The 25,290-nt window shown below is 36.8% G+C and carries 27 protein-coding genes; 6 read left to right on the top strand and 21 right to left on the bottom strand.

The window, feature by feature from the left end:
• Nucleotides 1-2 precede the first annotated feature (2 nt).
• Genes aroQ through CGC57_RS02320 form a run of 3 tightly spaced genes read right to left on the bottom strand, consistent with a single transcriptional unit; the run spans nt 3 to nt 2,170 of the window.
• Nucleotides 3-425, bottom strand: a complete 423-nt coding sequence (gene aroQ, locus CGC57_RS02330) for a type II 3-dehydroquinate dehydratase (RefSeq protein ID WP_002680875.1) — start codon at nt 423-425, stop codon at nt 3-5.
• A 9-nt stretch (nt 426-434) separates the two neighbouring features.
• Nucleotides 435-1,145, bottom strand: a complete 711-nt coding sequence (locus CGC57_RS02325; RefSeq protein WP_095897804.1) for a head GIN domain-containing protein — start codon at nt 1,143-1,145, stop codon at nt 435-437.
• Nucleotides 1,142-2,170, bottom strand: coding sequence for a glycosyltransferase family 9 protein (locus tag CGC57_RS02320; protein WP_095897803.1), 1,029 nt, complete (start codon nt 2,168-2,170; stop codon nt 1,142-1,144). The genes CGC57_RS02325 and CGC57_RS02320 overlap by 4 nt, the downstream gene beginning before the upstream one ends.
• A gap of 108 nt (nt 2,171-2,278) precedes the next feature.
• Between CGC57_RS02320 and CGC57_RS02315 the strand changes: the two genes are divergently transcribed.
• The gene (locus tag CGC57_RS02315; RefSeq protein ID WP_002680966.1) at nt 2,279-3,538 is read left to right on the top strand and encodes a M64 family metallopeptidase; all 1,260 of its coding nucleotides are present in this window, start codon (nt 2,279-2,281) and stop codon (nt 3,536-3,538) included.
• A gap of 4 nt (nt 3,539-3,542) precedes the next feature.
• Here CGC57_RS02315 and CGC57_RS02310 read toward each other — a convergent pair whose 3' ends face one another.
• From CGC57_RS02310 to CGC57_RS02270, 9 genes are all read right to left on the bottom strand, one after another.
• Nucleotides 3,543-4,226, bottom strand: coding sequence for a 5'-methylthioadenosine/adenosylhomocysteine nucleosidase (locus CGC57_RS02310; protein WP_095897802.1), 684 nt, complete (start codon nt 4,224-4,226; stop codon nt 3,543-3,545).
• 76 nt (nt 4,227-4,302) lie between these two features.
• A complete protein-coding gene (locus CGC57_RS02305) occupies nt 4,303-5,340 on the bottom strand; it encodes an FAD:protein FMN transferase (protein ID WP_095897801.1) in 1,038 nt (345 codons plus the stop codon).
• Between the two features lie 36 nt (nt 5,341-5,376).
• On the bottom strand, nt 5,377-6,381 hold the full coding sequence (locus CGC57_RS02300; protein WP_095897800.1) for an FAD:protein FMN transferase: 1,005 nt from the start codon (nt 6,379-6,381) through the stop codon (nt 5,377-5,379).
• A 136-nt stretch (nt 6,382-6,517) separates the two neighbouring features.
• Complete coding sequence (locus tag CGC57_RS02295) at nt 6,518-7,285, bottom strand: class I SAM-dependent methyltransferase (protein WP_002680879.1); 768 nt, start codon at nt 7,283-7,285, stop codon at nt 6,518-6,520.
• 15 nt (nt 7,286-7,300) lie between these two features.
• Complete coding sequence (locus CGC57_RS02290; protein WP_095897799.1) at nt 7,301-8,074, bottom strand: phosphatase PAP2 family protein; 774 nt, start codon at nt 8,072-8,074, stop codon at nt 7,301-7,303.
• A gap of 17 nt (nt 8,075-8,091) precedes the next feature.
• Complete coding sequence (locus CGC57_RS02285) at nt 8,092-8,898, bottom strand: undecaprenyl-diphosphate phosphatase (RefSeq protein ID WP_095897798.1); 807 nt, start codon at nt 8,896-8,898, stop codon at nt 8,092-8,094.
• A 2-nt stretch (nt 8,899-8,900) separates the two neighbouring features.
• Nucleotides 8,901-10,145 (bottom strand): peptidase U32 family protein, encoded by a 1,245-nt coding sequence (locus CGC57_RS02280; RefSeq protein WP_095897797.1) that lies wholly within the window; start codon nt 10,143-10,145, stop codon nt 8,901-8,903.
• A 55-nt stretch (nt 10,146-10,200) separates the two neighbouring features.
• On the bottom strand, nt 10,201-10,737 hold the full coding sequence (locus tag CGC57_RS02275; protein WP_095897796.1) for a hypothetical protein: 537 nt from the start codon (nt 10,735-10,737) through the stop codon (nt 10,201-10,203).
• A gap of 50 nt (nt 10,738-10,787) precedes the next feature.
• On the bottom strand, nt 10,788-11,945 hold the full coding sequence (locus CGC57_RS02270) for an ABC transporter permease (protein WP_095897795.1): 1,158 nt from the start codon (nt 11,943-11,945) through the stop codon (nt 10,788-10,790).
• A gap of 61 nt (nt 11,946-12,006) precedes the next feature.
• Here CGC57_RS02270 and CGC57_RS02265 point away from each other — a divergent pair, with 61 nt between their 5' ends.
• Nucleotides 12,007-13,248: an exo-beta-N-acetylmuramidase NamZ family protein gene (locus CGC57_RS02265; RefSeq protein WP_370684726.1), complete on the top strand. Its 1,242-nt coding sequence runs from the start codon at nt 12,007-12,009 to the stop codon at nt 13,246-13,248.
• Nucleotides 13,249-13,326: 78 nt separating this feature from the next.
• On the opposite strand, the gene CGC57_RS02260 is transcribed toward CGC57_RS02265, so the two are convergent.
• The gene (locus tag CGC57_RS02260; RefSeq protein WP_095897794.1) at nt 13,327-13,911 is read right to left on the bottom strand and encodes a porin family protein; all 585 of its coding nucleotides are present in this window, start codon (nt 13,909-13,911) and stop codon (nt 13,327-13,329) included.
• Between the two features lie 140 nt (nt 13,912-14,051).
• Here CGC57_RS02260 and upp point away from each other — a divergent pair, with 140 nt between their 5' ends.
• A complete protein-coding gene (gene upp, locus CGC57_RS02255; protein WP_095897793.1) occupies nt 14,052-14,705 on the top strand; it encodes a uracil phosphoribosyltransferase in 654 nt (217 codons plus the stop codon).
• Here upp and CGC57_RS02250 read toward each other — a convergent pair.
• Genes CGC57_RS02250 through CGC57_RS02225 form a run of 6 tightly spaced genes read right to left on the bottom strand, consistent with a single transcriptional unit; the run spans nt 14,679 to nt 18,112 of the window.
• Entirely contained in the window at nt 14,679-15,611 is a 933-nt protein-coding gene (locus CGC57_RS02250) for a hypothetical protein (RefSeq protein WP_095897792.1), read from the bottom strand. The two genes, upp and CGC57_RS02250, sit on opposite strands and share 27 nt — an antisense overlap.
• Nucleotides 15,611-16,090, bottom strand: coding sequence for a hypothetical protein (locus CGC57_RS02245; RefSeq protein WP_095897791.1), 480 nt, complete (start codon nt 16,088-16,090; stop codon nt 15,611-15,613). Before CGC57_RS02245 ends, CGC57_RS02250 begins: the two co-directional genes overlap by 1 nt.
• Nucleotides 16,091-16,107: 17 nt before the next feature.
• Complete coding sequence (locus CGC57_RS02240) at nt 16,108-16,725, bottom strand: porin family protein (RefSeq protein WP_095897790.1); 618 nt, start codon at nt 16,723-16,725, stop codon at nt 16,108-16,110.
• A gap of 5 nt (nt 16,726-16,730) precedes the next feature.
• Nucleotides 16,731-16,961, bottom strand: a complete 231-nt coding sequence (locus CGC57_RS02235) for a ferredoxin (RefSeq protein WP_002680813.1) — start codon at nt 16,959-16,961, stop codon at nt 16,731-16,733.
• Between the two features lie 4 nt (nt 16,962-16,965).
• Nucleotides 16,966-17,217, bottom strand: coding sequence for a DUF3098 domain-containing protein (locus CGC57_RS02230; RefSeq protein ID WP_095897789.1), 252 nt, complete (start codon nt 17,215-17,217; stop codon nt 16,966-16,968).
• 16 nt (nt 17,218-17,233) lie between these two features.
• The gene (locus tag CGC57_RS02225; RefSeq protein ID WP_002680866.1) at nt 17,234-18,112 is read right to left on the bottom strand and encodes a cell division protein FtsX; all 879 of its coding nucleotides are present in this window, start codon (nt 18,110-18,112) and stop codon (nt 17,234-17,236) included.
• Between the two features lie 226 nt (nt 18,113-18,338).
• Here CGC57_RS02225 and CGC57_RS02220 point away from each other — a divergent pair, with 226 nt between their 5' ends.
• Both CGC57_RS02220 and CGC57_RS02215 read left to right on the top strand, forming a co-directional pair.
• Nucleotides 18,339-21,218 carry a SusC/RagA family TonB-linked outer membrane protein gene (locus CGC57_RS02220; protein ID WP_095897788.1) on the top strand — a complete coding sequence of 960 codons (2,880 nt, stop codon included), beginning with the start codon at nt 18,339-18,341 and terminating at the stop codon, nt 21,216-21,218.
• Nucleotides 21,219-21,230: 12 nt separating this feature from the next.
• Nucleotides 21,231-22,373, top strand: a complete 1,143-nt coding sequence (locus tag CGC57_RS02215; protein ID WP_095899445.1) for a DUF1735 and LamG domain-containing protein — start codon at nt 21,231-21,233, stop codon at nt 22,371-22,373.
• Between the two features lie 32 nt (nt 22,374-22,405).
• Here the strand turns inward: CGC57_RS02215 and CGC57_RS02210 are convergent, their stop codons facing one another.
• Nucleotides 22,406-22,663: a chaperone modulator CbpM gene (locus CGC57_RS02210; protein WP_095897787.1), complete on the bottom strand. Its 258-nt coding sequence runs from the start codon at nt 22,661-22,663 to the stop codon at nt 22,406-22,408.
• 2 nt (nt 22,664-22,665) lie between these two features.
• Nucleotides 22,666-23,577 carry a DnaJ C-terminal domain-containing protein gene (locus CGC57_RS02205; RefSeq protein WP_095899444.1) on the bottom strand — a complete coding sequence of 304 codons (912 nt, stop codon included), beginning with the start codon at nt 23,575-23,577 and terminating at the stop codon, nt 22,666-22,668.
• 108 nt (nt 23,578-23,685) lie between these two features.
• Here CGC57_RS02205 and CGC57_RS02200 point away from each other — a divergent pair, with 108 nt between their 5' ends.
• Entirely contained in the window at nt 23,686-25,260 is a 1,575-nt protein-coding gene (locus CGC57_RS02200; RefSeq protein WP_002680851.1) for a GDSL-type esterase/lipase family protein, read from the top strand.
• The last annotated feature ends 30 nt before the right edge of the window (nt 25,261-25,290 follow it).

Genomic DNA, 25,290 nt, shown 5'->3' with positions numbered 1-25,290 from the left:
AATCAATCAATAAAACTTTGGATTGCCAATTCGTAACTTTTCATCCCAAACCCTACAATTACACCTTCGGCTACTGCCGATAAATAGGAGTGATGACGGAAGGATTCTCGGGCAAAAGTATTGGAGATATGTACCTCTATCACAGGAGTTTTTACCGCCTTTATAGCGTCGGCTAAAGCGATAGAAGTGTGGGTATAGGCGCCTGCATTGAGCACTATTCCCTCAAAAGTAAAACCTATTTCGTGAAGTTTGTCAATAAGAGCGCCCTCGTGATTGCTTTGGAAGTAGTCTAACTCACACTCAGGGAACTTAGTTTGCAACTCGGCTAATAGCGTTTCAAAAGTTTGAGAGCCATAAATTTCAGGCTCTCGTGTACCTAACAAATTGAGGTTAGGTCCATTGATAATCATTATTTTTTTCTTCATAAATACGCCTTATTCTTCTATTTTGATGCGCCCTATACCTTTTACACTTTTCTTAAACACAGGCGGATTTCCTTTTACAGTAATACTTCCTGCTCCTGCTATTGAAGCATCTACATCTTCTGTTACGTGAGCTGAAATGCTTCCTGCACCTGCTATGCGCAAAGTAGCTTGTTTGGCAACGAGCTCTTTAGCATCTATATCGCCAGCTCCTTTTACTACAGCATTGAGGCGTTCTGTTGAGCCTGCAATATCCACATCACCAGCCCCTGCTACTTGCAAATCAAGAGAAGTAGCCTCTACAGTAGCATCAAGGTCTCCACTGCCTTCTATTTTGAATTGCAAGTTACCAACTTTTAGCTTTTCTTGTGTAGATATATCAACAGCTCCTTTTGCTACTATCTTTTTTGAGGAAGTATTAATGGGTACATATACTGTTAATGAAGTCTTTAGTTTGTATTTATTGTCTATACTCACGTAGAGTACTTTGTTTGATACGCTCGTTTTCAAATACGGAAGTACCTCTTTTTGTCCTTTAACTTTCAAAGTACCTACTTCACCTTCAGTGAGCACAAGATGATAAGCCCCTGATACTTCTACTGATTCATAAGCAGCTACTTTTCGGTCTTCAGTTTTGATTTCTTTTTCGCCATTAGTATTTTTTTGGCAATATGCTACTCCTACCAATAGAGCAGTCATCATAAAAGTCATAATTTTTTTCATAATACATTTAATATTTGTTCTACTTTTTCTAATATCATTTCTGCTGAAATAGTTTCTATAGCTTTTTCATAGCCTTTTGGGTATTTTTTTCCGTAAACTGAAGTAGGAATGAGCGGATATTTTGTTCTATCGGCTAAAAGGGCATTCTCCATAGGTTGGGCATACGGATAGAAACCTGCATAAGGGTGCGTAACTCCCCAAAGAGTAATCGTTGGTACCCCATACATCGCCGATAAGTGCGCATTACCACTGTCCATTCCTATCATTATATTTAGATGAGAAATGAGTTCTAATTCTTGTTTAAATGAAAGTTTGCCTACCATATTTTCAGTATTAGGCAATTGTATTTGAGCTACTTTTTGTTCTTCTTCTTTGCCGCCACCGAAGATATAAATCTTACTGTTAGGATAACGTTCAGAGAGTTTTTCAATCACTTGACACATTTTGTCAAAAGGATATTGTTTGCTTATAAACGAAGCAAAAGGAGCAACACCTAAGTGCAAATCACTTCCATTTAGCAAATTTTTTACAGGATCACTCAGTGGGGTAGGAGGGAGCAAATAGTCGTCGCTCAAATCGATAGGGAAACCTAAGGCAGCAAAAACATCGGCGTATCGCTGGAACGAAGGTTTTAGCGGTTCAAAAACTTTAAATTTATAGCGTGTGAGGGCATATTTTTCTCTTCTGCCTTTGTTAATCTGTTTAAAAGGTATTTTAGAGCCTTTAAAATAAAATTTAAGGATTTTTGTACGTAATACATTGTGAATATCGGCTATTCCATCAATGCCTTTTGCTTTTAGCTCTTTGTAGAGTTTGTACAATCCTATTAAGCCACTGTGTTTTCCGTTAAGTTCGGGGGTAAACACCTCTACATTAGGGAGATGAGAAAACATTGGAGCAAATAAGGGACGTGTGAGGTAGGTAATTTTTACATCGGGATATTGCTCAGAAAAAGCCGTTATAACAGGTACACTGATAGCTACATCACCCATTGCCGACATTCTAAATACAGCGATATGTTCCATTTTGTTTTGGTATGAATGTTTTTATTATTATCTTTGGCAGCTGAAATGCTACCATCTCTAACTAAAATCACTGCAAATGTAGTAAATAATTTTTAATATCAACTAAATATGAGGCATTTATTTTTACTTTTTTTTCTTACGCAGTTTATTTTCGCTCAAAATAACACTGTTTTTACTTTTGATAAAAGTTTGAGAATTGACTTTAATTTACTCTCTGATGCTCAAAATACAGAGGTGATTTTTGGTCAGCTGAAGAAAGAACCATATTGGGGAGGTTCGCATTCGCACCTCATTGCCCCTAATTTTGGAAATTTTCGTCTGCAAGTGTTTGATGGTACACAATTAGTATTTTCCAAGGGGTTTAATTCATTAGCTAATGAATGGGCTACTCTTGAAGAAGCAAAAGCTGAAAAACGACTTTTTGCTCACGCAATGCAGTTGCCTTTTCCAACTAAAAAACTCCTTCTGCACCTTGATAAGCGCGATAAACAAGGAGTATTTCACACTATTGCTACAAAAGAATTATCTCCAGATGATTATTTTATTGTTGAAGAAACACAACCCAGTTACCCTATAAAACAATTGCTCAACAATGGTAATGCAGCAAAAAAAGTGGATATTGCGATTTTAGCAGAAGGTTATACCGCTGCAGAAGCTGAAAAATTCTATGCTGATGCACAGCGTATGACTGATTATATGTTCACAATTCCTCCTTTTGATAAACTCAAAAAAGATTTTAATGTCTATGCCATTGCAGTGCCCTCTAAAGAAAGTGGCACTGATGTACCAGGGAAACATATTTATAAAAATACAGCGTTTAACGCGTCTTTCTATACATTTAATCAAGAGCGTTACCTCACTACAAACAGTATGCAAGCCATTGCAGATGCTGCCTCAGCAGTGCCTTATGATCAAATTTATGTATTGGTAAATACGTCTACTTATGGAGGTGGGGCTTTTTACAATCACCTCAATTTAGCATCAGCTGATAATGAACTTTCCGAAAAAGTATACATACACGAGTTTGGTCACGGTTTTGTGGGTTTAGCTGATGAATATTATTACGATTGGGATCCTACTTTTCAAGAAACTTATGATTCTAAGATAGAGCCTTGGGAAGAAAATATCACTACTTTAGTGAATTTTGAGAGCAAGTGGAAAGATATGGTGAAAAAAGGAACTCCTATTCCTACTCCTCGCACTTCAAAATACAAAAATACCCTCGGCGCTTTTGAAGGCGGAGGGTACACTAGTAAAGGGGTTTATAGCCCTATGCAAGATTGCCGAATGAAATCTAACGATCCGAAAGGTTTTTGCCCTGTATGTGAACGTGCAATTCGCAGAATAGTTGATTTTTACACTAAATAGGAGGTTAGCAACTCAATAAAAAAGTTTTGACAATAGAAGCTGAAATACGTCCTGCTTCCTCTACAAACTCGTTATAGGAAATAGCGTTGCCTTCACCTGCCTTATCAGATATAGCACGTAACATCACAAAAGGTATATTTAGCATATAGCAAGTTTGGGCAATGGCAGCAGCTTCCATCTCTACAGCTTTAGCTTGAGGAAAGTTAACTGAAATTTCATCAAAACGTTTAGGGTCTGAGATAAATGAATCACCACTTACTACTTGTCCATAATGTAAAATGTATTGATGAGTAGAGGCTACATCTTTCAATTTCTCATTCCACTGAGCATCAGCTTTGAAAGCAGGGGGCATTTGAGCTTGTTGCCCTATTTCGTAACCAAAAGCGGTTACATCTACATCGTGGTGTCTCACTTCGGTAGCTAAGATTAAATCGTGCACAGAAATATCACCTAATCCTCCAGCAGTCCCTGTATTGATAATAAGTGATGGATGGTAATGCTCTATAAGTAAGGTAGTACCTACAGCAGCACTTACTTTTCCTATTCCTGATAGTAAAACTACTACATCTTTGCCACAAAGGATTCCCTGATAAAAGGCAAAACGCCCTATTTTTGTTTCTTTACAATTTTCAATGGCAGCTTTTAGGGTGTTGATTTCAAGCTCCATTGCACCTATAATTCCAATCATATCAATTAATATTTAATATTAGAAGGGGACTGTTTGAGTTGTCAAGCAGTCCCCTTCATTTCTATTTTACTTTCAATTAATTTTGTGCTATAGTTACAATAAGAGGTTCTATGTTTTGAGTTTTATAAGTTTTAACCTCATTGTTTTGGTCACTATATACTAATAGAGCTTTTAGCTCAGGGTGTTTAGCTAAGAACTCTTTGCTTTTTTCAAGACCTATAATCATAAACATAGTAGAGTAAGCATCTGATTCTACAGCTGTTTTAGCAATTACAGTGGCACTGAGCATTTCTCCTGTCATTGGGTAACCAGTGAAAGGATTGATAATGTGTACAAAGCGTTTACCATTTCCGTCAATCCATACTCTACGATAGTTCTCATCAGTAGAAACAGATTCGTTATTTAGGTGAAGGATAACCTCTTTGTAATCGTCGTTTAGTTCATAAGGATCTTCAGCTTCTACTTTCCAAGGTGTGTTGTTTACTACATCTTTTCCTTCAACAATGGTTTGACCATCCACTTTCACTGAGAAATTTTCAATGCCTTTAGATTTCAAGAAGTCTGAAATTACATCAGCGGTATAACCTCTTAGTACAGAAGTTAAGTCTAATTGGATAGCAGGATTTTGTTTTTTCACATAGTCATCATCACTAATGTGTACTTTTTCAAAACCTACATATTTTTTCAAACTGTCAATTTCGTGTTCAGTAGGTAACTTAGAAACAGGCTGGATAAGTTCTTTACCAAATCCCCAAGCATTCACAAGAATTCCCACAGTTGGATCATAAAATCCTCCACTTTCTTTCCATACTTTTTGTGCAGTGGCAAATGCTCTCTTAAAGTGATCATTTGCTTTAGTAGCTACTAAGCCTTGGTTGATTTTAGCTACAATAGATTCTTTATTGTAAGAAGAAATAGAGTGATCTACTACTTTTACAAGAGAGTCAATAGCAGGTTTTAAGTCGGTACTATCGGCAGAGATGTATTTCACGCGATAGGCTACACTACCACCTTTACCTTCTACTTCGTAGAGTTTAGAAGTTTTCTTTGTGTTGTTGTCACAAGAAAACAAGAGCAAAGCTCCTAAGCATAATGTTAAAAATTTTCCGTTCATATTTGCTTCTATTTAAAAATTGATAATTTAGTTAGTTTATTTTTTCTCTTCTAATTTTTTAAAAGGGTATGTTTTAAAAGTGATTTCTTGATTTTGTTCATTACTATACACTAAAAGTACAGCTAGGTTAGGGTGTTTAGCTAAGAAATCTTTACTCTTTTCCATTCCCATTACCATAAACATTGTAGCATAACCATCAGCATACATTGTAGAAGGAGCTACTACAGTGGCACTGAGTACATCACTTTGGGTAGCACGCCCTGTTATGGGGTTGATAGAGTGCACGTATTTGCGCCCATTGCTATCAGTCCATACTTTGCGATAATTACCTGAAGTTGCTAATCCTTGATTTTCAAACTGTATAGTGGTGATTAATTCTTTTTCATCTAAGGGTTTAATAGGGTTTTCAACACCTATTGTCCAGGCTTTGTTTTCTATAGTATTCTTTCCTTTTAAGAACATTTCACCAGCTATTTCAACAATGTAGTTCTCAATGCCTTTAGAACTAAGAAAAGAGGCAACTACATCAGAGGTATAACCTTGAGCAATAGCATTAAAATCAAAAAGTATAGAGGGATTTTCCTTTCTTATAGTTCCATTTTCTGTAAGATGTACTTTGTTGAAACCTACATACTTTTTAAGTTCAACTACCTTTTCATCAGTAGGAAGGTTTTTCTCCTGTATTTTTTCTTTCCCAAACCCCCAAGCATTTACTAATACCCCCACAGTAGGATCAAACAACCCCTCACTTTCCTGCCATATTTGTTGTGAAGCTTCAAAAACCTTTCTAAAATGCTCATCAACTACTACTGTAGTATCCCCTGCATTGATTTTAGAAATGTCAGAATCGGGTTTGTAGGTAGACATTGATTGGTCTATCACCTGCAAAATTGAATCAATAGCAGGTTGTAAGTTTTCATTACTGCTGCTTATGTATTTGATATGATAAGTAGAGCCCTGCGCTTCACCTTCTATAAAGTGTAATTTTTCAGTTTGACAGCCTACAAAAAGTAGGGAGATACTCAATAATATTTTTTTCATTTTTTTTATGAATAAACGGCAAAGATACTGCTATTTTTCAAATCTACAAGTATTTTTGTAATTATTTTTTATGTTTTTATTAACATTTTTAACAACTCTTTAATAGTAAGATAGTTATGTATTATTATTTTTCTATCTATAACTTCTTTTTACACAGAGGTATAATTTCATTTGCTACAATACGATATTTTTCAATTTCTTCAGTGGATAATTTGGAAGCATAGTGTATTTCTTCCACCTCAAAACCTATGCCACGAAGTTTGTTAAAATAATCCATTCCATACACTCTAACGTGGTCGTACTGACCAAAGATACGGGTACGCTCTTCAGGGTCAGTAATACTATTGTCTTCAAAAGTGACAGCTCGGTTATAGTCTTGTGGTATTTGGAAGATACCCCAACCACCTTTTTTTATCACGCGATAGAGTTCTCGCATTGCTTGAGTATCATCGGGAATGTGTTCTAATACGTGGTTGCAAAATACTACATCAAAACTTTCATCTTCAAAGGGTAAAGCGCACAAATCAGCTTTTACATCGGCTAAAGGCGAATAAAGGTCGGTTGTGAGGTAATCGAGGTTAGCTTGTTTTTTAAATCGCTTGTAGAAGGCTTGCTCGGGAGCCACGTGTAGTACTTTTAAGGGTTTGGTAAAGAAGTCTGTTTCGCGGGTAAGATAAAGCCATAATAACCTATGGCGTTCTAATGATAGGGTAGAGGGGGAGAGTACATTGGGACGTGCTTTGCCATAGCCATAGGGTAAGAATTTTCTAAAAGTCTTTCCGTCAATGGGGTCTTGATATTTTTTACCTCGTAGATAGAAAGATAAAAAGGGGCGCACCCAATAGCTCAATTTGATGAGCCAAGGTCGGGGAACTTTGTTTAAAATAGTGGTAATAATTGCCATTAGAAGCTATTTTTTTTAGTGGAATAGGGTTAGCCCTACACCTTTCATTTCATCAGAATAAACGGGGTAGATAGCCATTTGTACGGATGATTTTTCTTTACGTTTAAGCAGTTTTGAAGTATAAGGAAAGAGCCAATAAGCTGCTTTTGCACTAAGGATACCTATCCCCGCTCCTCCTAATACATCACCTATCCAATGGCGGTTGTTGTACAAACGAAGGGTTGCCACGGTAGTAGCAATAGCATAACCACTGATACCTACCCACACATTTTCATCTTTGTACTCTTGCCATAGGATTTCCATTCCTGTGAAAGCAGTTGCTGTATGTCCTGAAGGAAAGGAGTTGAAAGCACTACTATCAGGGCGTTGTATTTTGGCAGTATATTTTACTCCGTTTACCAAAGCTCCCATTATAGCATAGGCAGTAGCCCCTATAATCAATCGTTCTTTTACGCTGTGTTTAGCTTTTACACCTAAGTTGCTAAAGGCAAAAACACTTGCAATGGGAGCGTATTGCATATAGTCATCAATACGCAACTTATGTCCACCAGAATAATTATAAACGTGGCGCTGTACGTAGCGGTTTATGTAGGTAGCATTAGAGATTACTCCAAAGGTAATGAGAGAAGCAGGTAAAATTACTTGTTTGAGTTGTGGTTTCTCAGCATCACTGCGCAGAGTGTCGGCTACAATTCCTTGCTCATCCATTACTGATAAACTATCTGTTTGAGCTTTTATAGAGTGAATGAGCAGACAAACAAAAGCTATTGTCAGAAATAATATTTTCATTTTAGGTATATCAGTAGTTAGTTTATAGAGAAATAGATTAGTAATGCAGTACCGATGATGATGCGGTAGATACCCCATACTTTGAAGCCGAATTTTGTGAGGATATGGATGAAGAACTTTACAGCTATCATAGCCACTACAAAGGCTATTACATTACCTATAATAAACAACCAAAAACTTTCATTAGTTTTCATTATTAACTCGTAACCTTTTTCTTCGGCAACTCCCCATTTCTTCAAGAAAATAGAATATACAGTTACGGCAAGCATTGTAGGGACAGCTAAAAAGAAGGAGAACTCGGCAGCCGCTTTACGTGTGAGTCCTTGGGTCATCCCACCTATAATAGAAGCAGCTGAACGTGAGGTGCCTGGCATCATTGCTAAACATTGCCAAAAGCCAATGGTTACTGCTTTCTTTACACTGATTTGTTTCTCATCGTGAATGTTAGGATTTTTAAACCAGTTGTCTACAAACAATAGGATTATTCCTCCTATGATAAGTGTAATAGCAATGGCTTTTTGGTTACCCAAAACAGCTTCTATTTTATCATCGAATAGTTTGCCAAGAATAAGAGCAGGAACTACAGCACAAGCTAATTTGAGATAAAATTGCCATTGAGTAAAGTTGAAGAACTTACGCCAATATAGTACAACAATTGAGAGAATAGCCCCAAATTGTATAGATACCTGAAACATTTTCAAATATTCGTCATCGGGTATTCCCATAAGAGTTGCTGTAAAGCCCATATGAGCAGTAGACGAAATAGGAAGATACTCAGTAAGCCCTTCAATAATGGCAATTATAATAGCTTGTAGTGTGTTCATTGTTAATTATTTTTAACTATTTTATAAAGTTTATCTGATAATCGCACTCTGAAATCAGTTTTAATGGTACACGAATCCCCTTTTTTAGCACGATCAGCAGGCACATCGTTCACCATCATACTAGTAAGTTCAAGTTCTTGTACCCCTGTAGAGGGACCTGTAATGAGGAGTTTATCGCCTATTTTTATATCAAAGGCTTCAATAGCAAATTCAGCGATACCTGTTTTAGGGAAGTAGTGCTTGCCTTGCCCAATATACACTTTCTTTTGGGTAGCGTTAGAACCAGGGTTTTCGCTCCATTCACCCAATTTTTGTCCTAAGTAATAACCTCCCCAGAAGCCACGATTATACACTGTTTTGAGGGTTTCTATCCATCCTTCAAACTTATCTTTGGAGTAAGTGCCTGCGTAATAGGCATCAATAGCTTCGCGATAAGTGCGAATTACTGTAGCAACGTACTCAGGAGCTCGCCCACGACCTTCAATTTTCAATACTTTTGCGCCAGTATCAATTACTTGGTCGAGGAAGTCGATGGTGCAGAGGTCTTTAGGCGACATCATATATTCGTTGTCGAGTTCTATTTCAAAACCACTTTCTTGGTCGATTACAGTATATTTTTTACGGCAATTTTGTTTGCAAGCGCCTCTATTGGCTGAAGAATTATGAGAGTGCAAACTCAAATAACACTTGCCTGATACTGCCATACAGAGTGCCCCGTGCCCAAATATTTCTACTTCTACCAAATTGCCCGAAGGACCTTTGATTTGCTCTTTTTCTATTTGTTCACATATTTTTTTTATTTGTCGTAAACTGAGCTCACGACTCATCACCATTGTATCGGCAAACATAGCGTAGAAGCGCACAGTTTCGATATTGGTGATGTTGATTTGGGTAGAGATATGCACTTCCATTCCTATTTGTCGTGCGTAGGCTATAACTGCTTGATCCATTGCAATCACAGCAGTAAGTCCTGCTTTTTTTGCAGCATCAAGTAGTGTTTTGATGATAGAAAGGTCGTGGTCGTAGATGATTGTATTGAGGGTGAGGTAGGTACGGATACCTTTAGGAGCACAGCGGCGAGCAATTTCGTCAAGGTCGTCAATAGTGAAGTTAATGCTTGCCCTTGCGCGCATATTAAGCTGGTCTACCCCAAAGTATACTGAATCAGCACCGTTGTCTATAGCCGCTTGTAGCGACTCGAAGTTTCCGGCAGGTGCCATTAGTTCAATTTTTCCTGTATTTGTCATTATTATTTATAGTGATTGAGGGCGCAAAGGTACGAATAATTTGTCAATTAGCCAATTACAAACCGATAACAATTCCTACATTGGGTATAAAGCCAGTGCTGAAAATGCTCTTGTCTTTTTTGTAGAGTAAATTGTAACTTGCACCTATTTGCACATACACATTGCCTCCTATATTCTGCATATAACCTCCACCAATGTAAAGAGCGTCCTCTTCAGTATTGTATTTTATATCAGTAGTTTTGTGTTTTTGAGAGATGAAATAATGCTGATAACTAGTGCTTACATAGGCTGCTCTTCCTATATAATAAGATAATGCAGGACCTACAGACACCGAGAGACTGCGATAATACTGACTGTGTTGTAGTGAACCATTTACAATGGCTGCTAATTCTAAATCATCAGTGATTTTATATCCCACACGTGGAGATATATCAACTCCTAAGCCATAAGTATAGCTCAAGCCTATATTTCCTCCGTATGTCCAGCGATTTGAATGACTATTTTGATAATCGGGGTCTAAAATATTAGGGCTTTGTGCCATTGCTAAAGTTGCTACTGAAAAAAGTGCTAAAGTTAACAAAAAGTGTTTCATATAGATTATAATTAATTAAGTTTAGAAATTAAGAGTTAGAGAATTAGAAACTATGAGAATTTCATCGATTTAGTAGGTGATATTTTGGTAATCACATAGGTAGGGATGAGTAACATTAGTAAACACAACAATAAAACTCCTATGTTGAGCAATATTACCCACAAGGGAGTGAAGGCAATAGGTACTTCACTTACATAATAGGTTGCTGGATCTAACTTGATAATACTATAACGCTGTTGTAACCACAATAGTAAGAAACCTAAAATGTTACCCCACAAAAGCCCTAATCCTATAATATAAGTAGCATTGTATAAAAAAATCTTGCGAATACTACGGTCAGAAGCTCCTAAACTTTTTAAAGTTCCTATCATTGGTGTTTTCTCTAAAATGAGTACTAGGATAGCGGTAATCATATTAAATCCACCAACAACTATCATTATCCCTATGATGAGATAAATATTAAAATCAAACATTCCTAACCATTCAAAAATAAAGGGGAATCTTTGAATAATTGTTTGTGAATCGAGGAAAGTACCGATTTTGCCGTATACTTGTTTGCCTACCACCTCAATACGATCAAAATCTTTGATAAAAAGTTCAAAATTGCCTATCTCATCAGCTTTCCATTTGTTGATTTTTTGAATATGACGAATATCAGTGAAGATATACGATGCATCAAACTCTTGAAAGCCACTGTTGTATAAACCTACAATTTTAAAATTGCGCTGGTTAGGAGCTTGAGCAGCTTCGTCTTTTAAGAAGATAGCTTGGCAGCGGTCACCGAGTTTAAGGTGCAGCCTGTTAGCTAAATAGGTAGACATCAGTATCTCATCAGTCAGTTCTTCACTTGATACATTAGGAGTGCGCCCTTCGGTAATAAAATCGTGAATGAGTGACCAATTGTAATCTTGTCCTACACCTTTAGCGAGAATGGATTCGTAAGTATTCTCGGTACGGATAATTCCGCCTTTAGTTGCTACTGCTTGAATATGAGTAACTTCGGGCACTGCCGAAAATTTAGGGTAAAAATCCTGTTGTATACTAATAGGTTTGGTAGTAACTTGTGAAGCATTGCTGCCGTAATCGAAAATTTGTATGTGACCGTGGAAAACTACCAATTTTTCTCTAATCTTTTGTTGCAAACCAATACCCGTAGCAATAGCGATGAGCATCATCACCATTCCTACAGCAATAGCAGCTATTGCCATTTTGATAATTGGAGAAGAAATTGTACCTTTGTCCCCTTTTGAGAAAATAACTCTTTTTGCTATGAAATATTCAATATTCAAAACAATAATGCCTTTTAGAAGTGCCAAAATTACACTTTTTTTCTTATGTACGTTCATTTCGTGCAAAAATAATGGACAATCACAAGACTACTCTTCTGCGCAAAAAGCTGAAAAACAGACAAAAGAAGTAGTTGTAGGTGCAAACCGAATGTATCTTTATATTAAGGATTTGCGTGCAAAAAATATAGCTGTAGTTACTAACCAAACAGGAATTGTGAAGACTGAAAAAGACAATTATGTACATTTAGTAGATACACTATTGAAGAAGAAAATAAATATCAGCAAGGTTTTTGCTCCCGAACACGGATTTAGAGGAGAAGCTGATGCAGGTGAAGTGGTAAAAGATGGTAAAGACTCTAAAACGGGCTTGCCTATCATTTCACTCTATGGTAAAAATAAAAAGCCTACCCCTGAACAGCTAAAAGGGGTAGACCTCGTACTCTTCGATTTACAAGATGTAGGTGTGCGTTTCTATACTTATATTTCTACTTTGCACTATGTGATGGAGGCTTGTGCCGAACAACATATTCCTATAATAGTGTTAGATCGCCCTAATCCTAATGCTCATTATATTGACGGTCCTGTGTTGAAACCGCAATTTAAAAGTTTTATAGGGATGCACCCTGTACCTGTGGTCTACGGAATGACTATTGGTGAATACGCCCAGATGATTAATGGTGAAAAGTGGTTGCACGAAGGTATTACAGCTGATTTAAAGGTGATTCCATTAGCAAATTATACTCACCAAACACCTTATAGTTTACCAGTAAAACCATCACCTAATTTGCCTAATGATGTATCGATAAACTTATATCCCAGCTTGTGTTTTTTCGAGGGGACTAATGTGAGTATGGGGCGTGGTACTTCTCAGCAGTTTCAAATTTATGGTTCACCTTATTTTGTGAAAAGTTCTTTTAGTTTCACACCTCATCCTAATGCTGGAGATAAAAATCCAAAGTTTAATGGGAAATTGTGTTATGGTGAAGATTTGAGCAAAATACCCCGCTTAAATCAACTCAATTTTTCTTGGCTTAAAAAGGCTTTTGAAGAAAGTAAAGGGGTGAAAACGCCTTTCTTCACTTCCTCTTTCAATAGAATAGCAGGTACTGATGCTCTCAAAAAACAAATTATAGAAGGTAAAACTGAAGCTGAAATACGTCAAACTTGGCAAAAAGAGTTAGAAAAATTCAAAGAAGTAAGGAAAAAATACCTGCTATATTAAAAAAAACAAGATAGGGTTTAAGGTGATACTTGTTAATCCTTAAAACCTATCTTCTAATTAACTAATATATTCGTAAGTCTAAAAACGTACGCCTACACCCACTTGAATTTGTTGGGTAGTGGCTTTCTCTTTAAGGGCATTACTAATATCAGAAAAGCCCCATACATAACGACCATAAGCAAAGAGCGGACCTAAATTCACTTCGGCACCAGCGACTAATGAGAAGTCGGTATCTTTGAAAAGTTTTTTTCCATTTTCCCAAGTGCTATCGTCTTTATTAGCAAGGAAACTAAATTGCGGACCTGCGTGCAATGAAATCAACCCATTAGGGTTGTATTTAAAGAGTAAAGGTACACTCACATAGTTCAAAGTTTTATTTTTATCAAACTTTTCATCCCATACTGATTGATAACTATCACGGAACTTTGTGTTAGTTTGGCTAAATAGCACTTCGCCTTGTAGTCCCCATTTGTCATTGAAGTCATATTCTACAAAACCGCCCAATTGGTATCCCAATTTGAAGCCTTTACTGTAGGCAACGCCATCTAATTTTCCTAAGTTAGCACCTGCTTTAGCTCCTAAGTGAAACTCTTGAGCATAGGCAGTAGTTGTGAGTAGCATTATAGCAATAAAAGCTGTTAATTTAGTGATTGTTTTTTTCATACGCTTAATTATTGTTTAATGTTTCGTAGTGATTATCCCAAATAGCGTGCCAAAAAAATAAAATAGCAAATTAGCAAATTTGGAAATTAGCAAATTATATACTACTTTTGTGGCTTGAAAATATTAAAGTTACCACACCAATGATTATACACCATTTAGGCGAAGAGCCCTCTGTATTAAACCGATTTATCGCCCAATTGCGCGATGTAAATATTCAAAAAGACCGTATGCGTTTTCGTAAAAATTTGGAACGTATAGGCGAGGTCTTATGTTATGAAATGAGTAAATTTCTACACTATAAAACCGAAGTGATAACTACTCCTTTGGGTGAAAAAAAGGTACAATTACCCAAAGATGAGGTAGTGATTTGCTCTATTTTGCGTGCAGGATTAGCACTACATCAAGGTTTGATGAATTATTTTGACAATGCCGATAACGCCTTTATATCAGCTTATCGTAAACACACTTCCGAAACCGATTTTGATATAATGGTAGAGTACCTTGCCTCTCCTTCTTTAGAAGGCAAAATTCTTTTCTTAGCCGACCCAATGCTGGCTACGGGTCGTTCGTTTGCTAATGTGTTCAACGCTTTGAAGCCTTTGGGAACACCCAAGGAAATACACTTATTTGCTGTAATTGGGGCGCAACAAGGAATAGAATATTTAGAAGATAAATTCCCTGAAACCACTCACTTGTGGATTGCTACTATCGACCCACTTCTCAATGATCACGGCTATATAGTGCCAGGGTTAGGGGATGCCGGAGATTTAGCTTTTGGTAATAAAATGGAGTAAGAGCACTGTAGCAGGTAGTGATAATAATATCCATAGTACAGTTTCTTTTAGCCACCATACTCGTATTTTTTCTATATACAAAGCAAAAAGTATGGCTATGGGGGCAAAAATATAGATAACTTCTTTTGATAAAAATGCTACAAGTAAGCCCACCCATAAGAATTGCACCACTACTATTGAACTGATGCTATGATAAGTACTTCTGAAGTAATACACTCCTACTGATACTAAAAACAACAAAACTAAACTGACTAAAGCAACTGTTGTAGCAATAGGGTAGGAAGGGAGTTGTAACAAGTGGGCTATATCGTTACTAACTAAAGTGTAATAACTATCAAAAGGGAAGGGCATTTGCAAAACTAATAATATAGCACCTCCTAACAAAGCAATTACTAAAATAGCCAAGAGAGGGATAAACCAATAACGACGCTTTTCAGCCCCGTAAAACAATAGTGAAATCCATACATTTAGCAAGAAAACCAATGCCCAAGGATGTAATAAACTTGCACAGATAATAAGTAAAGAGGTGTCTAATAATTTTTGTGGAATCTCTTCTCCCGTTTTGAGGGTAAGTACTCTCCATAATGCTACAATGATAAGTAAGTTAGCACCTACTAATTTCATATTGTCAAAAAGAGTAGGAAAGAGCACTACTAAAATGCTAAAAAAGGCGATAGAATAGCTGTTTTTAGTTTCGGTGAGCTCATTCCATCTATCTATTTGGTGCAGTAATACTAAGGAAAATAGAAGTAGTGTGAGGCTGATAGACAAAAATATAAGATGTGTTCCAACCTTTAAAGGCTGTTGTAATATCTCAAATTGATATAGCCCATCACCTATCAAGAGTGCTAATAGCACTATGATAAAGGTGATGGGCTTTGTATTTTCAAAGTATTTTGAGAGCATTAGTTACTGATAGTTAAAGAGCTTCCTGAAACTGAAACACGATAGTTGAGTAGAGGATAAGGTTTGGCAATATCACCAATAGTAATAGGAGTGCCATTTCCTAAAAGATAAACAGTTTTATCACAAGAGCATCGCACATAAACGTAATTATGTAGTTTGGTATTCTCGTAATTTTCCTCATCAACTTGAGTTTTTACACCATATAACCTGCTAGAGCAGCCATCTAAACTGTGGTTAGGACAAGCAGCCTCCCAAGCATAATAGGAACTTCCATTATAAATTACAAAAAAACCTCTAATACCTCCATAAGGTACGAAAACTGTATTCATAGGAGTTTTGAGACTGTTGTAAAGAGGTTGATTTAAATCAATAGTATAAGTGAAATGCGCTTCACCCAAGTAAGGATTGCGTTTTTGCTGTTCTTTTTCACAACCCCACAATCCTATAAAAAGTATTATAATAATTATAAATCTTCTCATCACTTCTTACTTGTTATCTAAAACCTATATCCCACTCCTACAGAAAGTGTTCTATTCTTGAAATTATAATCAGGACTAATACCTATGTGAGTAAGGCTAGTCTCATCTGCTTCAAAAACACTAGTGAGTCCTTGTACCCAGCGAGCTTCAAAAAACCAACCTGCATCGGTCATATAAGCAATACCTACAGTCATTGCTCCATCAATGATGTCTAGAGCATCATCTTTCACGCGTGTTACAGGGTCGGTGCCAGCATCAAAGTAGAAGTTAGGTTTATCAATGCGATATTCTAACTGAGGACCTATGTGCAAGTTAATACCCTTTCCCACATTGAAACGTGCAAGTACGGGTAACGAAAGATAATCTAAATTCAGTTTAGCTTTGCCATAAGTATTAGAAGTAATATTCGCTCCACGTCGGTTATAAATACCTTCTACTTGTAGAGAAAACAAATTAGAGAGCGGAAATTCTAACGTAATTCCTGCATAGTAGCCGTGATAAGGCTTAAAATTAGCACCATCACTCACGTTGCCTTTTAGAGTAGCATAGTTATAACCAGCTTTGAGCCCTATGTATTGCGCTTCTACAGCATAAGAAGCTAATAAACATAATGCTAATAATACTATTTTTTTCATTGTTTTTATATTTTTTTAGTAGTTATAATCTTTACAGGGCAAGCTTTTTGAGCTTTTTCACAATCTTCAAAAATGCTATCATCATAGCTTTTGAGAGTAAAAAAACCTTTTTTCTCAGTAGAGCGCAACAGCACACTTTTTCCATCCTTTTTAGACATTTGGAACTGCTCAGGCGCCATTTCTACACAATAGTTGCATCCTATGCACTTTTCACGTTGTAAGGTTACAATCACCATAGCCTTATGCGTCTTTTTTCTTATCTTCTTTATTAGGTTTTACCAAAATAGCATATATTTCAATAGCAAATCCTAAAAGCACCAAAGCAGGGGCTAAGTGTATACGTCTGAAATTGAAAATTGAAGTGTCAAATACTGCAGGATTATCACTTCCACCGCCGCTCATTAGTATAAAACCAATTGCAATTACAGCCAACCCTATCCCCATTATAAGATAGTTTTTCTTTCCGAATATAAAAGTTGAATGATGTTTCATATTTATTACTTGTTACCTAATAGTAAAGGTCATTTGTGTTTAAATTTAAAAATCGTTGTGTAGCAAAATAGGTGCTCAACCAACTGATGAGAATCCCCATAGCGAGAATTCCTATAAAAACGATACATAATATTGTGTTATCTAACAATATAGAAAACTCAGGATATGATTTTACAATTGCCAAGAGTGCCCCGTAGAATAGCAGTATAGCGAGGAAAGCACTCAAGATACCCAAACGTACATTGGTACGAATAAATGGGCGACGTATAAAACTACGAGTGGCACCTACTAATTGCATTGTTTTGATAATAAAACGTTTAGAGTAAATAGATAGGCGAATAGAAGCATTGATGAGCAGTACTGATACAAAGGAGAATAGTGCGCTAAACACTAAGGTAATAAGTCCTATTCTGTTTACATTCTCGTGAATAAGTGCTACAAGTGATTGGTCGTACACTACTTCTGATACGAAAGAATTTTGCTCCAATTCACGTTTAATTTCAGCCATTCTATCGGGTTCAGCATAATCAGCTTTTAAACTCAAGTCTATGACATTTTGTAAGGGATTGGTGCCAATAAAGCTCACAAAATCTTCACCTATGTCCTTGCTAAAGGTTTCGGCAGCTTTATCTTTGGAGATAAATTGCAATGATTTTACGAAAGAAGCTACTGAGAGTGTTTTTTGTAACTGAGCGATATCAGCACTTTTAGCTTCGTCTTTAATGAGGATAGTAACGGTTACTTGTTCTTTGAAGTGATTGGCTAACTTTTTAGTACTGAACACTAAAAAACCAAAGAATCCCAATAGGAAGAGTACTAAGGTAATGCTCACTATTACCGAAAAATAGGAAGTGAGTAATCGTCGTTTGTTAAAAGAATCAATAGACCGAGCCATTCTTGTTTTTTTCTATTTATAAACTAAAAATCAGGCAAAAGTATAATATTTTTTTGAAATAGCAAAAAATTGGTTATGAGTTATTTGTTTTTAGGTGTTGGTAAGTCCTTTTTTATTCTTTATATTTCTAAAATCGTGATAAAAATAATACTTAAAAAATGCTAAAATTTTTGCAAAAGTAAATAAAAATTGTATTTTTGCGGGGTATATTTATAAATATATCGCTATGAAACAGAAAATACAACTTCTTTTAATCTTGTTGCTCCTAACTTCAGGAGCCCTCCAAGCTCAAATGAAAACCATTACTGGGGAAGTTTTCGACGAGAACAATGAGCCTCTGCCATTAGTTGAAGTAATTATTAAAAACACAAATTCATCAAAAACAACCAAAGGTGTTTCAACAGATATAGATGGTAAATTTGAACTCAAAGCCAGAGTAGGTGATATACTTGAGTTTAATTTTTTCGGGTATGAAACCCAAAGAAGAAAAGTAGAGGGTAAAAATAAAACTATCAACTTTAGGGTGGTTTTAAAAGAACAAAAACTGGAGGTTTTTACTATTATTAATATTCCCCCAGAAACTATGGCTTTAGGGATCCAAAAAGTCCCATATCGTTTAACCTATCTACAACAAGCTGTATCAAGTAAAGATCTCACTCAAGTCAAACAAGTAAATTTTGTGAATAGCCTTGATGGTAGGGTTGCGGGTTTGCATATCCAGCGCAGTGCGACGGGTATAGGTGGGGCTACTAAAGCTACTATGCGTGGGGCTCGCTCGCTTTTTGGTGATAACAACATGCTTTATGTGGTGGATGGAATGCCTATAGCTAACCAAGCTGAAAGAGGGTTTGGAGGCAATGGCAGAGATACTAGCGAAGGTATATCCGACCTTAATCCTGAAGACATTGCAGAGGTCGTAGTACTACAAGGGGCACAAGCCACTGCCCTCTATGGAGCATCGGCTGCTAATGGGGTACTGCTTATTCGTACTAAGAAGGCTAATGACAATCAACTCAATATTAACCTGTCTTCCTCAGTAGAATTTGTAAATAAACTAACAAAACCTGAGTTCCAAGAAACCTATGGCAATGAGTTAGGACAATACACTTCTCTCTCTACTCGCGCCTTACCTAAGGGTACTAATTTCAATATCAATGATTTTTATAGAACAGGTCACATATACCAAAATTCACTAAATGTTTCAGGTGGATTTAATTTTGAAGGTGGCAATAATAAAACGTATGCTTCAGTAGCATCTTTGCAGTCAGGAGGGATAGTGCCTAATAGCGTATACAACCGTTATAATGCTTATTTGCAAAATAGCACTTCTCTGTTAAAGAAGAAGTTGAATATAGATCTTTCAGGTAACTATATCCGTCAGTATGAGCGCAATCAGGTTGCTTCGGGCATCGCTTTCAACCCTATAGTAGGTTTATATCTATATCCAAGAGGTGAACAATTTGCTCAAGAGCGTTATTTTGAGCGTTATGATGCTGTAGCAGGTTATGATAAACAGTATTGGATAGCGGGTTCAGGGACTCCTGATACTCCTGCTAATTTAGGAGAAAATATCCAAAATCCTTATTGGATTGCCTATCGTAATTTGCGTCCTGCTACTAAAAATCGCTATATGTTTTCAGCTAAAGCGAACTACAAAATTATGGATAATTTAGAAGTGGCAGCTCGTTTTCGTATGGATAATACTTCTTCAACTATGGACGACAAGCGTTATGCTTCCACACTTCCTGCTTATGCGGCTGCTAACGGTTACTATGCTCATTGGAAAGAAACCTTTAAACAACAATATGCCGATGTTATCGTTCATTACAATGAAAGATTTTCGGATTTTGGATTAGACGCTCATATAGGAGCTTCTTATGAAGGGTATGATACTCAAGTAGATGGTTATAGAGGAAATTTGATAAATGTAAACAATTTCACTCAAAGCAATATTGCAGCTCCTACGGCGATTTCTCACCCGTTATGGGGAAAAAGAAGCAATACTGCTTTCTTTGCAATGGCTGAAATAGATTGGAAAAATAAATTATACCTCACTCTCTCAGGTCGTGCTGATAAACCATCCGATTTTCCTTACACAAGCGAAAGTACAGTCTTCAGTCCGTCAATAGGATTAGCAATACCCTTATATAATTTTATAAATATAAATAAAGATATATTGAGCTATGGCAAATTGCGTGGTGGCTACAGCCAAGTAGCCGCCCCTATGAGTTATGCGGGGTTAGGCGTTGCTGAAACTTCTCGTGCTTGGATAGGTGATTCGTATACTTTACCTAACTACCCTGCTGATTTACAATTAGAACGTACCACCTCTTACGAAGTAGGTTTAGATACCCGATGGTTTAACAATCTTTCATTGAATGCTACATTCTATCACACCCGCACTAACAATCAGTTAGTTCCTATTTTGTGGCAACAAGTGGGAGAGGTACAAAATCAAGGAGTAGAAGTAGCACTTGGATACACTTATTCTGAGTATAACAGAGCATTGAAAGGAGAAACTCAACTCATTGCCTCTACTAATAAAAATGAGATACTGAGCCTACCTAGTGAGATTGCCAATGGTATGTACACCTTGCGTGAAGGAGGTGAAATAGGCGATATATACGATAGCAATGGCAATAAATTAGGCTCTACAAACCCTGATTGGCTCTTAGGCTGGAAAGGAAAATTGAGCTATAAAAATTTTGATTTAGATTTCTTGTTCAAAGCGCGTTTAGGTGGAATAGTTCTTTCAGAAACAGAACGTTATTTTGATCGTTATGGGGTTTCTAAAGCCTCTGCTGATAATCGAGCTAACTTTGTTCCTTTTATAGCTAATAGAACAGATGCTGATTATCATTATTCGGCTACTAATATTCGCTTGCAAGAAGCTGCTCTTACCTATCATTTTAGAGAAGGTTTTATTGTGAAAGGATTGAAAGACCTCAGTGTGTCATTAGTAGGTAGCAACTTGCTAATGCTCTACAACAAAGCACCTTTCGATCCCGAAATAGTGCCTTCTGTAGGTACTTATGGCAGTGGCTATGATAAGTTTATGTTGCCTTCCGTAAGAAGTTACGGATTGAATGTGAAAATGCAATTCTAAAATTCTATAATGATGAAAAAAATATTTTTAATACTCAGCTTGCTCTCAATAGTAGCTTGTAAAGATGAAACTACCGAAAAAATTGCTCACCCCAATATTGACCAAAAGGTGTATTTTGTAGGCAATAAAGCACAAGAGGTATTTGTACAGCAATACCAAGAAAACCAATTGCAAAATGTAAAAGCCCGACTTATTTATCCGGCTGAGAAAAACCTTTTTGCAGATCTCCTTACAGGGGATGCGCAATATCTCGCTGATTATAATGAACGCTATGGCGTAAATTATAAATTATTACCTGCTGATAAGTACAATGTTGATGAAATTATAGTCTTTGGTAAAGGTGAAAGAGAAACTCCTATAAGAATTACTATAAAAAATCTCATTTTCGATGATGATGAAGTGTATGCCCTTCCCTTGCAAATTGTGAATAGAAAAAGCATACAAGCAATTGAAGGACAAGAACATTTGCTGTTGGTGATCCGTCCTAACAGATATAGTAAAGTGTTGAAAATGGGCACAACCTCGGTAACTTCTACCGAAATTCTTTCTTCAAGTAATGTTTTTCAGCAGTGGAGTTTTGAAACTACAGTGTATGTAGAAAGTCTTACAGGTGAAATACCAATTGTGGGACTCAATAAAAATACAGTAAATCCATTAGAAATAGCGTTTAAAAACGGACAATTACAAGCACAACTGAATGCTGTTACTGCTCTCGAAATTCCTACAACAGCTTTTGCTCCTCAAGTAAACAAATGGTATGCTCTATCGTTTACTTATGATGGTAACACTTTGCGTGCTTTTGTAAATGGCAAACCTGTTGCTACTCAATTGTTACAAGGAGGAGCTCTTCAGCTTAGAAATCTATATATAGCAGGTAGTAATCAGCGTTTGAGAGAGCTGCGCTTTTGGCGAAGAGCTCTTACCCAGCAAGAACTTAAAGCTAACCTATGGCATACTTTACCTACTAACAAAGACTTACAACTCTATTTGCCTCTCAATGGCAAAAAAATAGATTTTAATACCAAAGTGGTAACCGACGACGAAACACAACTTTGGGATTGGTCATCTTATGGAATGCCTACAATCAGTTTGCCTTCAGGAGCTTCTTTTGATAGTGCTACGGGCAATGGTTATAGATTTCCACCAGAAAATTAATAAATAAGCAAATTAGCCATTGGCTAATTTGCTTATTCACTTTTTACTCCTCTAAGTTCTTCAATCTGTTGTAACAAATGATGAATGATTTCCAATCCTGCCATATTTACTTCAAGGTCATAATGCCAATTTGTAAAGCGTTCAAAAGCAGAAAGTTGGTCGTAATGAAGGTAAGTAGTATTGTTGATAACCTCCGTTTGTATGAGTCCGTTGGAGGCTAAGTCGTCAAAAAAAGTAATTTCTATATTGTACAAACGAACGATGTCTTCTCTTGATATTCTCTCTTCCATAACTATGAATTTTTAAGTTGTTCAAACAATTCTTTTTGTTTCTCAGTAAGATTTTTAGGCAATTGTACTTGGTAAGTAACAAAGAGGTCGCCAAAGCTATCTTTTTGTTTGTATACGGGGAATCCCTTACCTTTGAGTCGCACTGTAGTACCGTTTTGGGTTTCAGGGGCAACCTTCATTTTTACCTTGCCACTTAGAGTCTCTATTTGCACCTCTCCACCTAACATAGCGGTATAAAGGTCGATGTTTACAGTTGTTTTTAGGTCGTTGCCATTACGTTCAAACTGAGCGTCAGGTTCTATGTGGAAGGTAATGTACAAATCACCATTAGGACCTCCGTTATAGCCTTCTTGTCCGTGACCTTTGAGTTTGATTTGCAAACCTTCATATACTCCTGCTGGCACAGTTATACGTATGTTCTTGCCGTTCACCGTAAAGGTGCGCTGTTGGGTAGTAGCTACTTCTCGTAATGGGAGAGACATATCGGCATAAAGATCTTGCCCTTTAAATTTACCTGAAGCACTACTATAGCCTCTGCCAAAACCACCTGCACGTCCCCCAAACATATCTCTAAAGAAATCAGAGTAATCCTCATTTGAATAGTTGCCTTCACCAAAACCTTCAAATCCTCCAAAACCGCCAAAACCACCACCACGAGCATATTGCTGTTGTTGGGCTTTTTCATACTCCTCACCGTGTTGCCAATGTTCACCGTACTTGTCATATTTAGCACGGTTTTCGGGATTGCTGAGTACTTCGTTAGCCTCATTAATTTCTTTAAATTTTTGCTCTGCCGTCTTGTCGTTGGGGTTCATATCAGGGTGATATTTTCTTGCCAATTTGCGGTAGGCTTTCTTTATATCATCTTGAGTAGCAGTTTTTTCTACTCCTAGTGTTTTATAATAATCAATCATATTTACTAAAATTAAAGTACGCAAAAGTAATACTTTTTTTTTATTTGTGATACGTAGTTTCCAATTATTTTGTAATTTTGCCCCCTGAAGAAAACTAAGTACCATTTTGTGAACACATCATATTTTAAACAATCGTTTTTTATTGTTTTGCTGGCTACCCTCATCTTTATAGGTTTTAAGGAGTTTTTGCCAGCACGCATATTTCCTGAAGCCAAAGCTATGGATAATGTAGTGGTAGATAGCTTGATGTTAGAAGCTATATCAGGTAAGGAAATTGATAAAGTGCTCAGTCAGGCAAATGATTCAATGGCTACTACTAAGAGATTGAAAAAATCCGATGAATATCTCTTTGCTTTTTTTAAGAAGTTACACGAACTCGAAACTACAAAAAAAGGAAAGATAAGAATAGGCTACTACGGCGATTCTATGACCGATGGTGACTTAATTGTACAGGATTTAAGAGCTCTCTTTCAAGATGCTTTTGGCGGACAAGGAATTGGATTTTTGCCTATTACTTCCGAGTCAGCTAAGTCTCGAGGAAGTGTATGGCACACTTATTCTAATACTTGGAAAACACAATCGTATGTAAATGTAAAACGCCCTAAACGTCCATTTGGGGTGTGTGGGCAAGTGTTCTTTACTCAAGGAAATGGCACTTGGGTTCAGTACAAATCATCTAACCAAAAACATATCAATCAACTGTATGCCCCCGTGCTATATTATGGTTCATCAGGCAATAAGGAAGCAAAAGTAGAAATTATATATAACGATACAGTAAAAGTAGTAAAACCTTTGTCAACTAATAAGTTACTGAATACTCTGTCTCTTACCGAAGGTCATAATACTAAGTCTGTACGTATTAATTTTATCAAATCTGATAGTATTCCTATCTATGGAGTGAGTTCAGGAGAACGACAAGGTGTATACGTTGATAACTTTTCAAGTCGTGGTAATTCAGGCTTGCCAATCTCTCTTTTCAATGTAGATTTGATGAACCGATTTGATGATGCTCTTGGCGGATATGACCTCATTGTGTTGCATTTCGGTGCTAATGTCCTAAACTATGGTACTTTGGATTATTCTTGGTATGAAAGAGGAATGACCAAAGTAGTAAACCAAATACGCGCTTGTTTCCCTAATACCTCTATTCTTATCGTCTCAACTGCCGATAAATCAACTAAGGTGAATATGGAAATGCAAACTGATAAAGCGGTAGTGCCTTTGGCAAATGCCCAACACAAATACGCACGCAATACTCATTCTGGTTTTATCAATTTGTACGAATTGATGGGAGGAAAAGGTTCTATGAAACAATGGGTAGAAGCTAATCCTTCACTTGCAAGTAAGGATTATACTCACTTCAATGCACGAGGTGCTAAAAAGGTTGCTCATTTGTTGTATAATAAATTGATGGAAGAGTACGAACATTACAAAGACCCTCATAATAGTCAGAAAGCTGATGTTTTTGGTGAAAAAATAAAAGAAATACAAGAAGTACACCCTACTACAACCACTACCGCTACAACTACTGTTGCTACTGCTACACGTACTGTACAGCCTGCTACACCAGCGCGACAACAACCAGCTGCACAACCAGCACATCCTGTACAACAAGCACCAGCAGCTCAACGTACTCCTAAAGATAGTGTTAAACCCAAAAAAACAGATTTATACGAATTGTAATACTAAAAAACACTAATAACACACTAAAAG

It is taken from the genome of Capnocytophaga sputigena, from assembly GCF_002302495.1.
Classification (GTDB): Bacteria; Bacteroidota; Bacteroidia; order Flavobacteriales; family Flavobacteriaceae; genus Capnocytophaga; species Capnocytophaga sputigena.
Note: the sequence above shows the minus strand (reverse complement) of the source record. Positions and strands in the feature narration are given on the sequence as shown.

Bases quoted from the DNA above. Each gene is read 5' to 3' on its own strand.
- aroQ (WP_002680875.1), bottom strand. From the start codon at position 425: ATGAAGAAAAAAATAATGATTATCAATGGACCTAACCTCAATTTGTTA.
- CGC57_RS02325 (WP_095897804.1), bottom strand. From the start codon at position 1,145: ATGAAAAAAATTATGACTTTTATGATGACTGCTCTATTGGTAGGAGTA.
- CGC57_RS02320 (WP_095897803.1), bottom strand. From the start codon at position 2,170: ATGGAACATATCGCTGTATTTAGAATGTCGGCAATGGGTGATGTAGCT.
- CGC57_RS02315 (WP_002680966.1), top strand. From the start codon at position 2,279: ATGAGGCATTTATTTTTACTTTTTTTTCTTACGCAGTTTATTTTCGCT.
- CGC57_RS02310 (WP_095897802.1), bottom strand. From the start codon at position 4,226: ATGATTGGAATTATAGGTGCAATGGAGCTTGAAATCAACACCCTAAAA.
- CGC57_RS02305 (WP_095897801.1), bottom strand. From the start codon at position 5,340: ATGAACGGAAAATTTTTAACATTATGCTTAGGAGCTTTGCTCTTGTTT.
- CGC57_RS02300 (WP_095897800.1), bottom strand. From the start codon at position 6,381: ATGAAAAAAATATTATTGAGTATCTCCCTACTTTTTGTAGGCTGTCAA.
- CGC57_RS02295 (WP_002680879.1), bottom strand. From the start codon at position 7,285: ATGGCAATTATTACCACTATTTTAAACAAAGTTCCCCGACCTTGGCTC.
- CGC57_RS02290 (WP_095897799.1), bottom strand. From the start codon at position 8,074: ATGAAAATATTATTTCTGACAATAGCTTTTGTTTGTCTGCTCATTCAC.
- CGC57_RS02285 (WP_095897798.1), bottom strand. From the start codon at position 8,898: ATGAACACACTACAAGCTATTATAATTGCCATTATTGAAGGGCTTACT.
- CGC57_RS02280 (WP_095897797.1), bottom strand. From the start codon at position 10,145: ATGACAAATACAGGAAAAATTGAACTAATGGCACCTGCCGGAAACTTC.
- CGC57_RS02275 (WP_095897796.1), bottom strand. From the start codon at position 10,737: ATGAAACACTTTTTGTTAACTTTAGCACTTTTTTCAGTAGCAACTTTA.
- CGC57_RS02270 (WP_095897795.1), bottom strand. From the start codon at position 11,945: ATGGCAATAGCTGCTATTGCTGTAGGAATGGTGATGATGCTCATCGCT.
- CGC57_RS02265 (WP_370684726.1), top strand. From the start codon at position 12,007: ATGAAATATTCAATATTCAAAACAATAATGCCTTTTAGAAGTGCCAAA.
- CGC57_RS02260 (WP_095897794.1), bottom strand. From the start codon at position 13,911: ATGAAAAAAACAATCACTAAATTAACAGCTTTTATTGCTATAATGCTA.
- upp (WP_095897793.1), top strand. From the start codon at position 14,052: ATGATTATACACCATTTAGGCGAAGAGCCCTCTGTATTAAACCGATTT.
- CGC57_RS02250 (WP_095897792.1), bottom strand. From the start codon at position 15,611: ATGCTCTCAAAATACTTTGAAAATACAAAGCCCATCACCTTTATCATA.
- CGC57_RS02245 (WP_095897791.1), bottom strand. From the start codon at position 16,090: ATGAGAAGATTTATAATTATTATAATACTTTTTATAGGATTGTGGGGT.
- CGC57_RS02240 (WP_095897790.1), bottom strand. From the start codon at position 16,725: ATGAAAAAAATAGTATTATTAGCATTATGTTTATTAGCTTCTTATGCT.
- CGC57_RS02235 (WP_002680813.1), bottom strand. From the start codon at position 16,961: ATGGTGATTGTAACCTTACAACGTGAAAAGTGCATAGGATGCAACTAT.
- CGC57_RS02230 (WP_095897789.1), bottom strand. From the start codon at position 17,217: ATGAAACATCATTCAACTTTTATATTCGGAAAGAAAAACTATCTTATA.
- CGC57_RS02225 (WP_002680866.1), bottom strand. From the start codon at position 18,112: ATGGCTCGGTCTATTGATTCTTTTAACAAACGACGATTACTCACTTCC.
- CGC57_RS02220 (WP_095897788.1), top strand. From the start codon at position 18,339: ATGAAACAGAAAATACAACTTCTTTTAATCTTGTTGCTCCTAACTTCA.
- CGC57_RS02215 (WP_095899445.1), top strand. From the start codon at position 21,231: ATGAAAAAAATATTTTTAATACTCAGCTTGCTCTCAATAGTAGCTTGT.
- CGC57_RS02210 (WP_095897787.1), bottom strand. From the start codon at position 22,663: ATGGAAGAGAGAATATCAAGAGAAGACATCGTTCGTTTGTACAATATA.
- CGC57_RS02205 (WP_095899444.1), bottom strand. From the start codon at position 23,577: ATGATTGATTATTATAAAACACTAGGAGTAGAAAAAACTGCTACTCAA.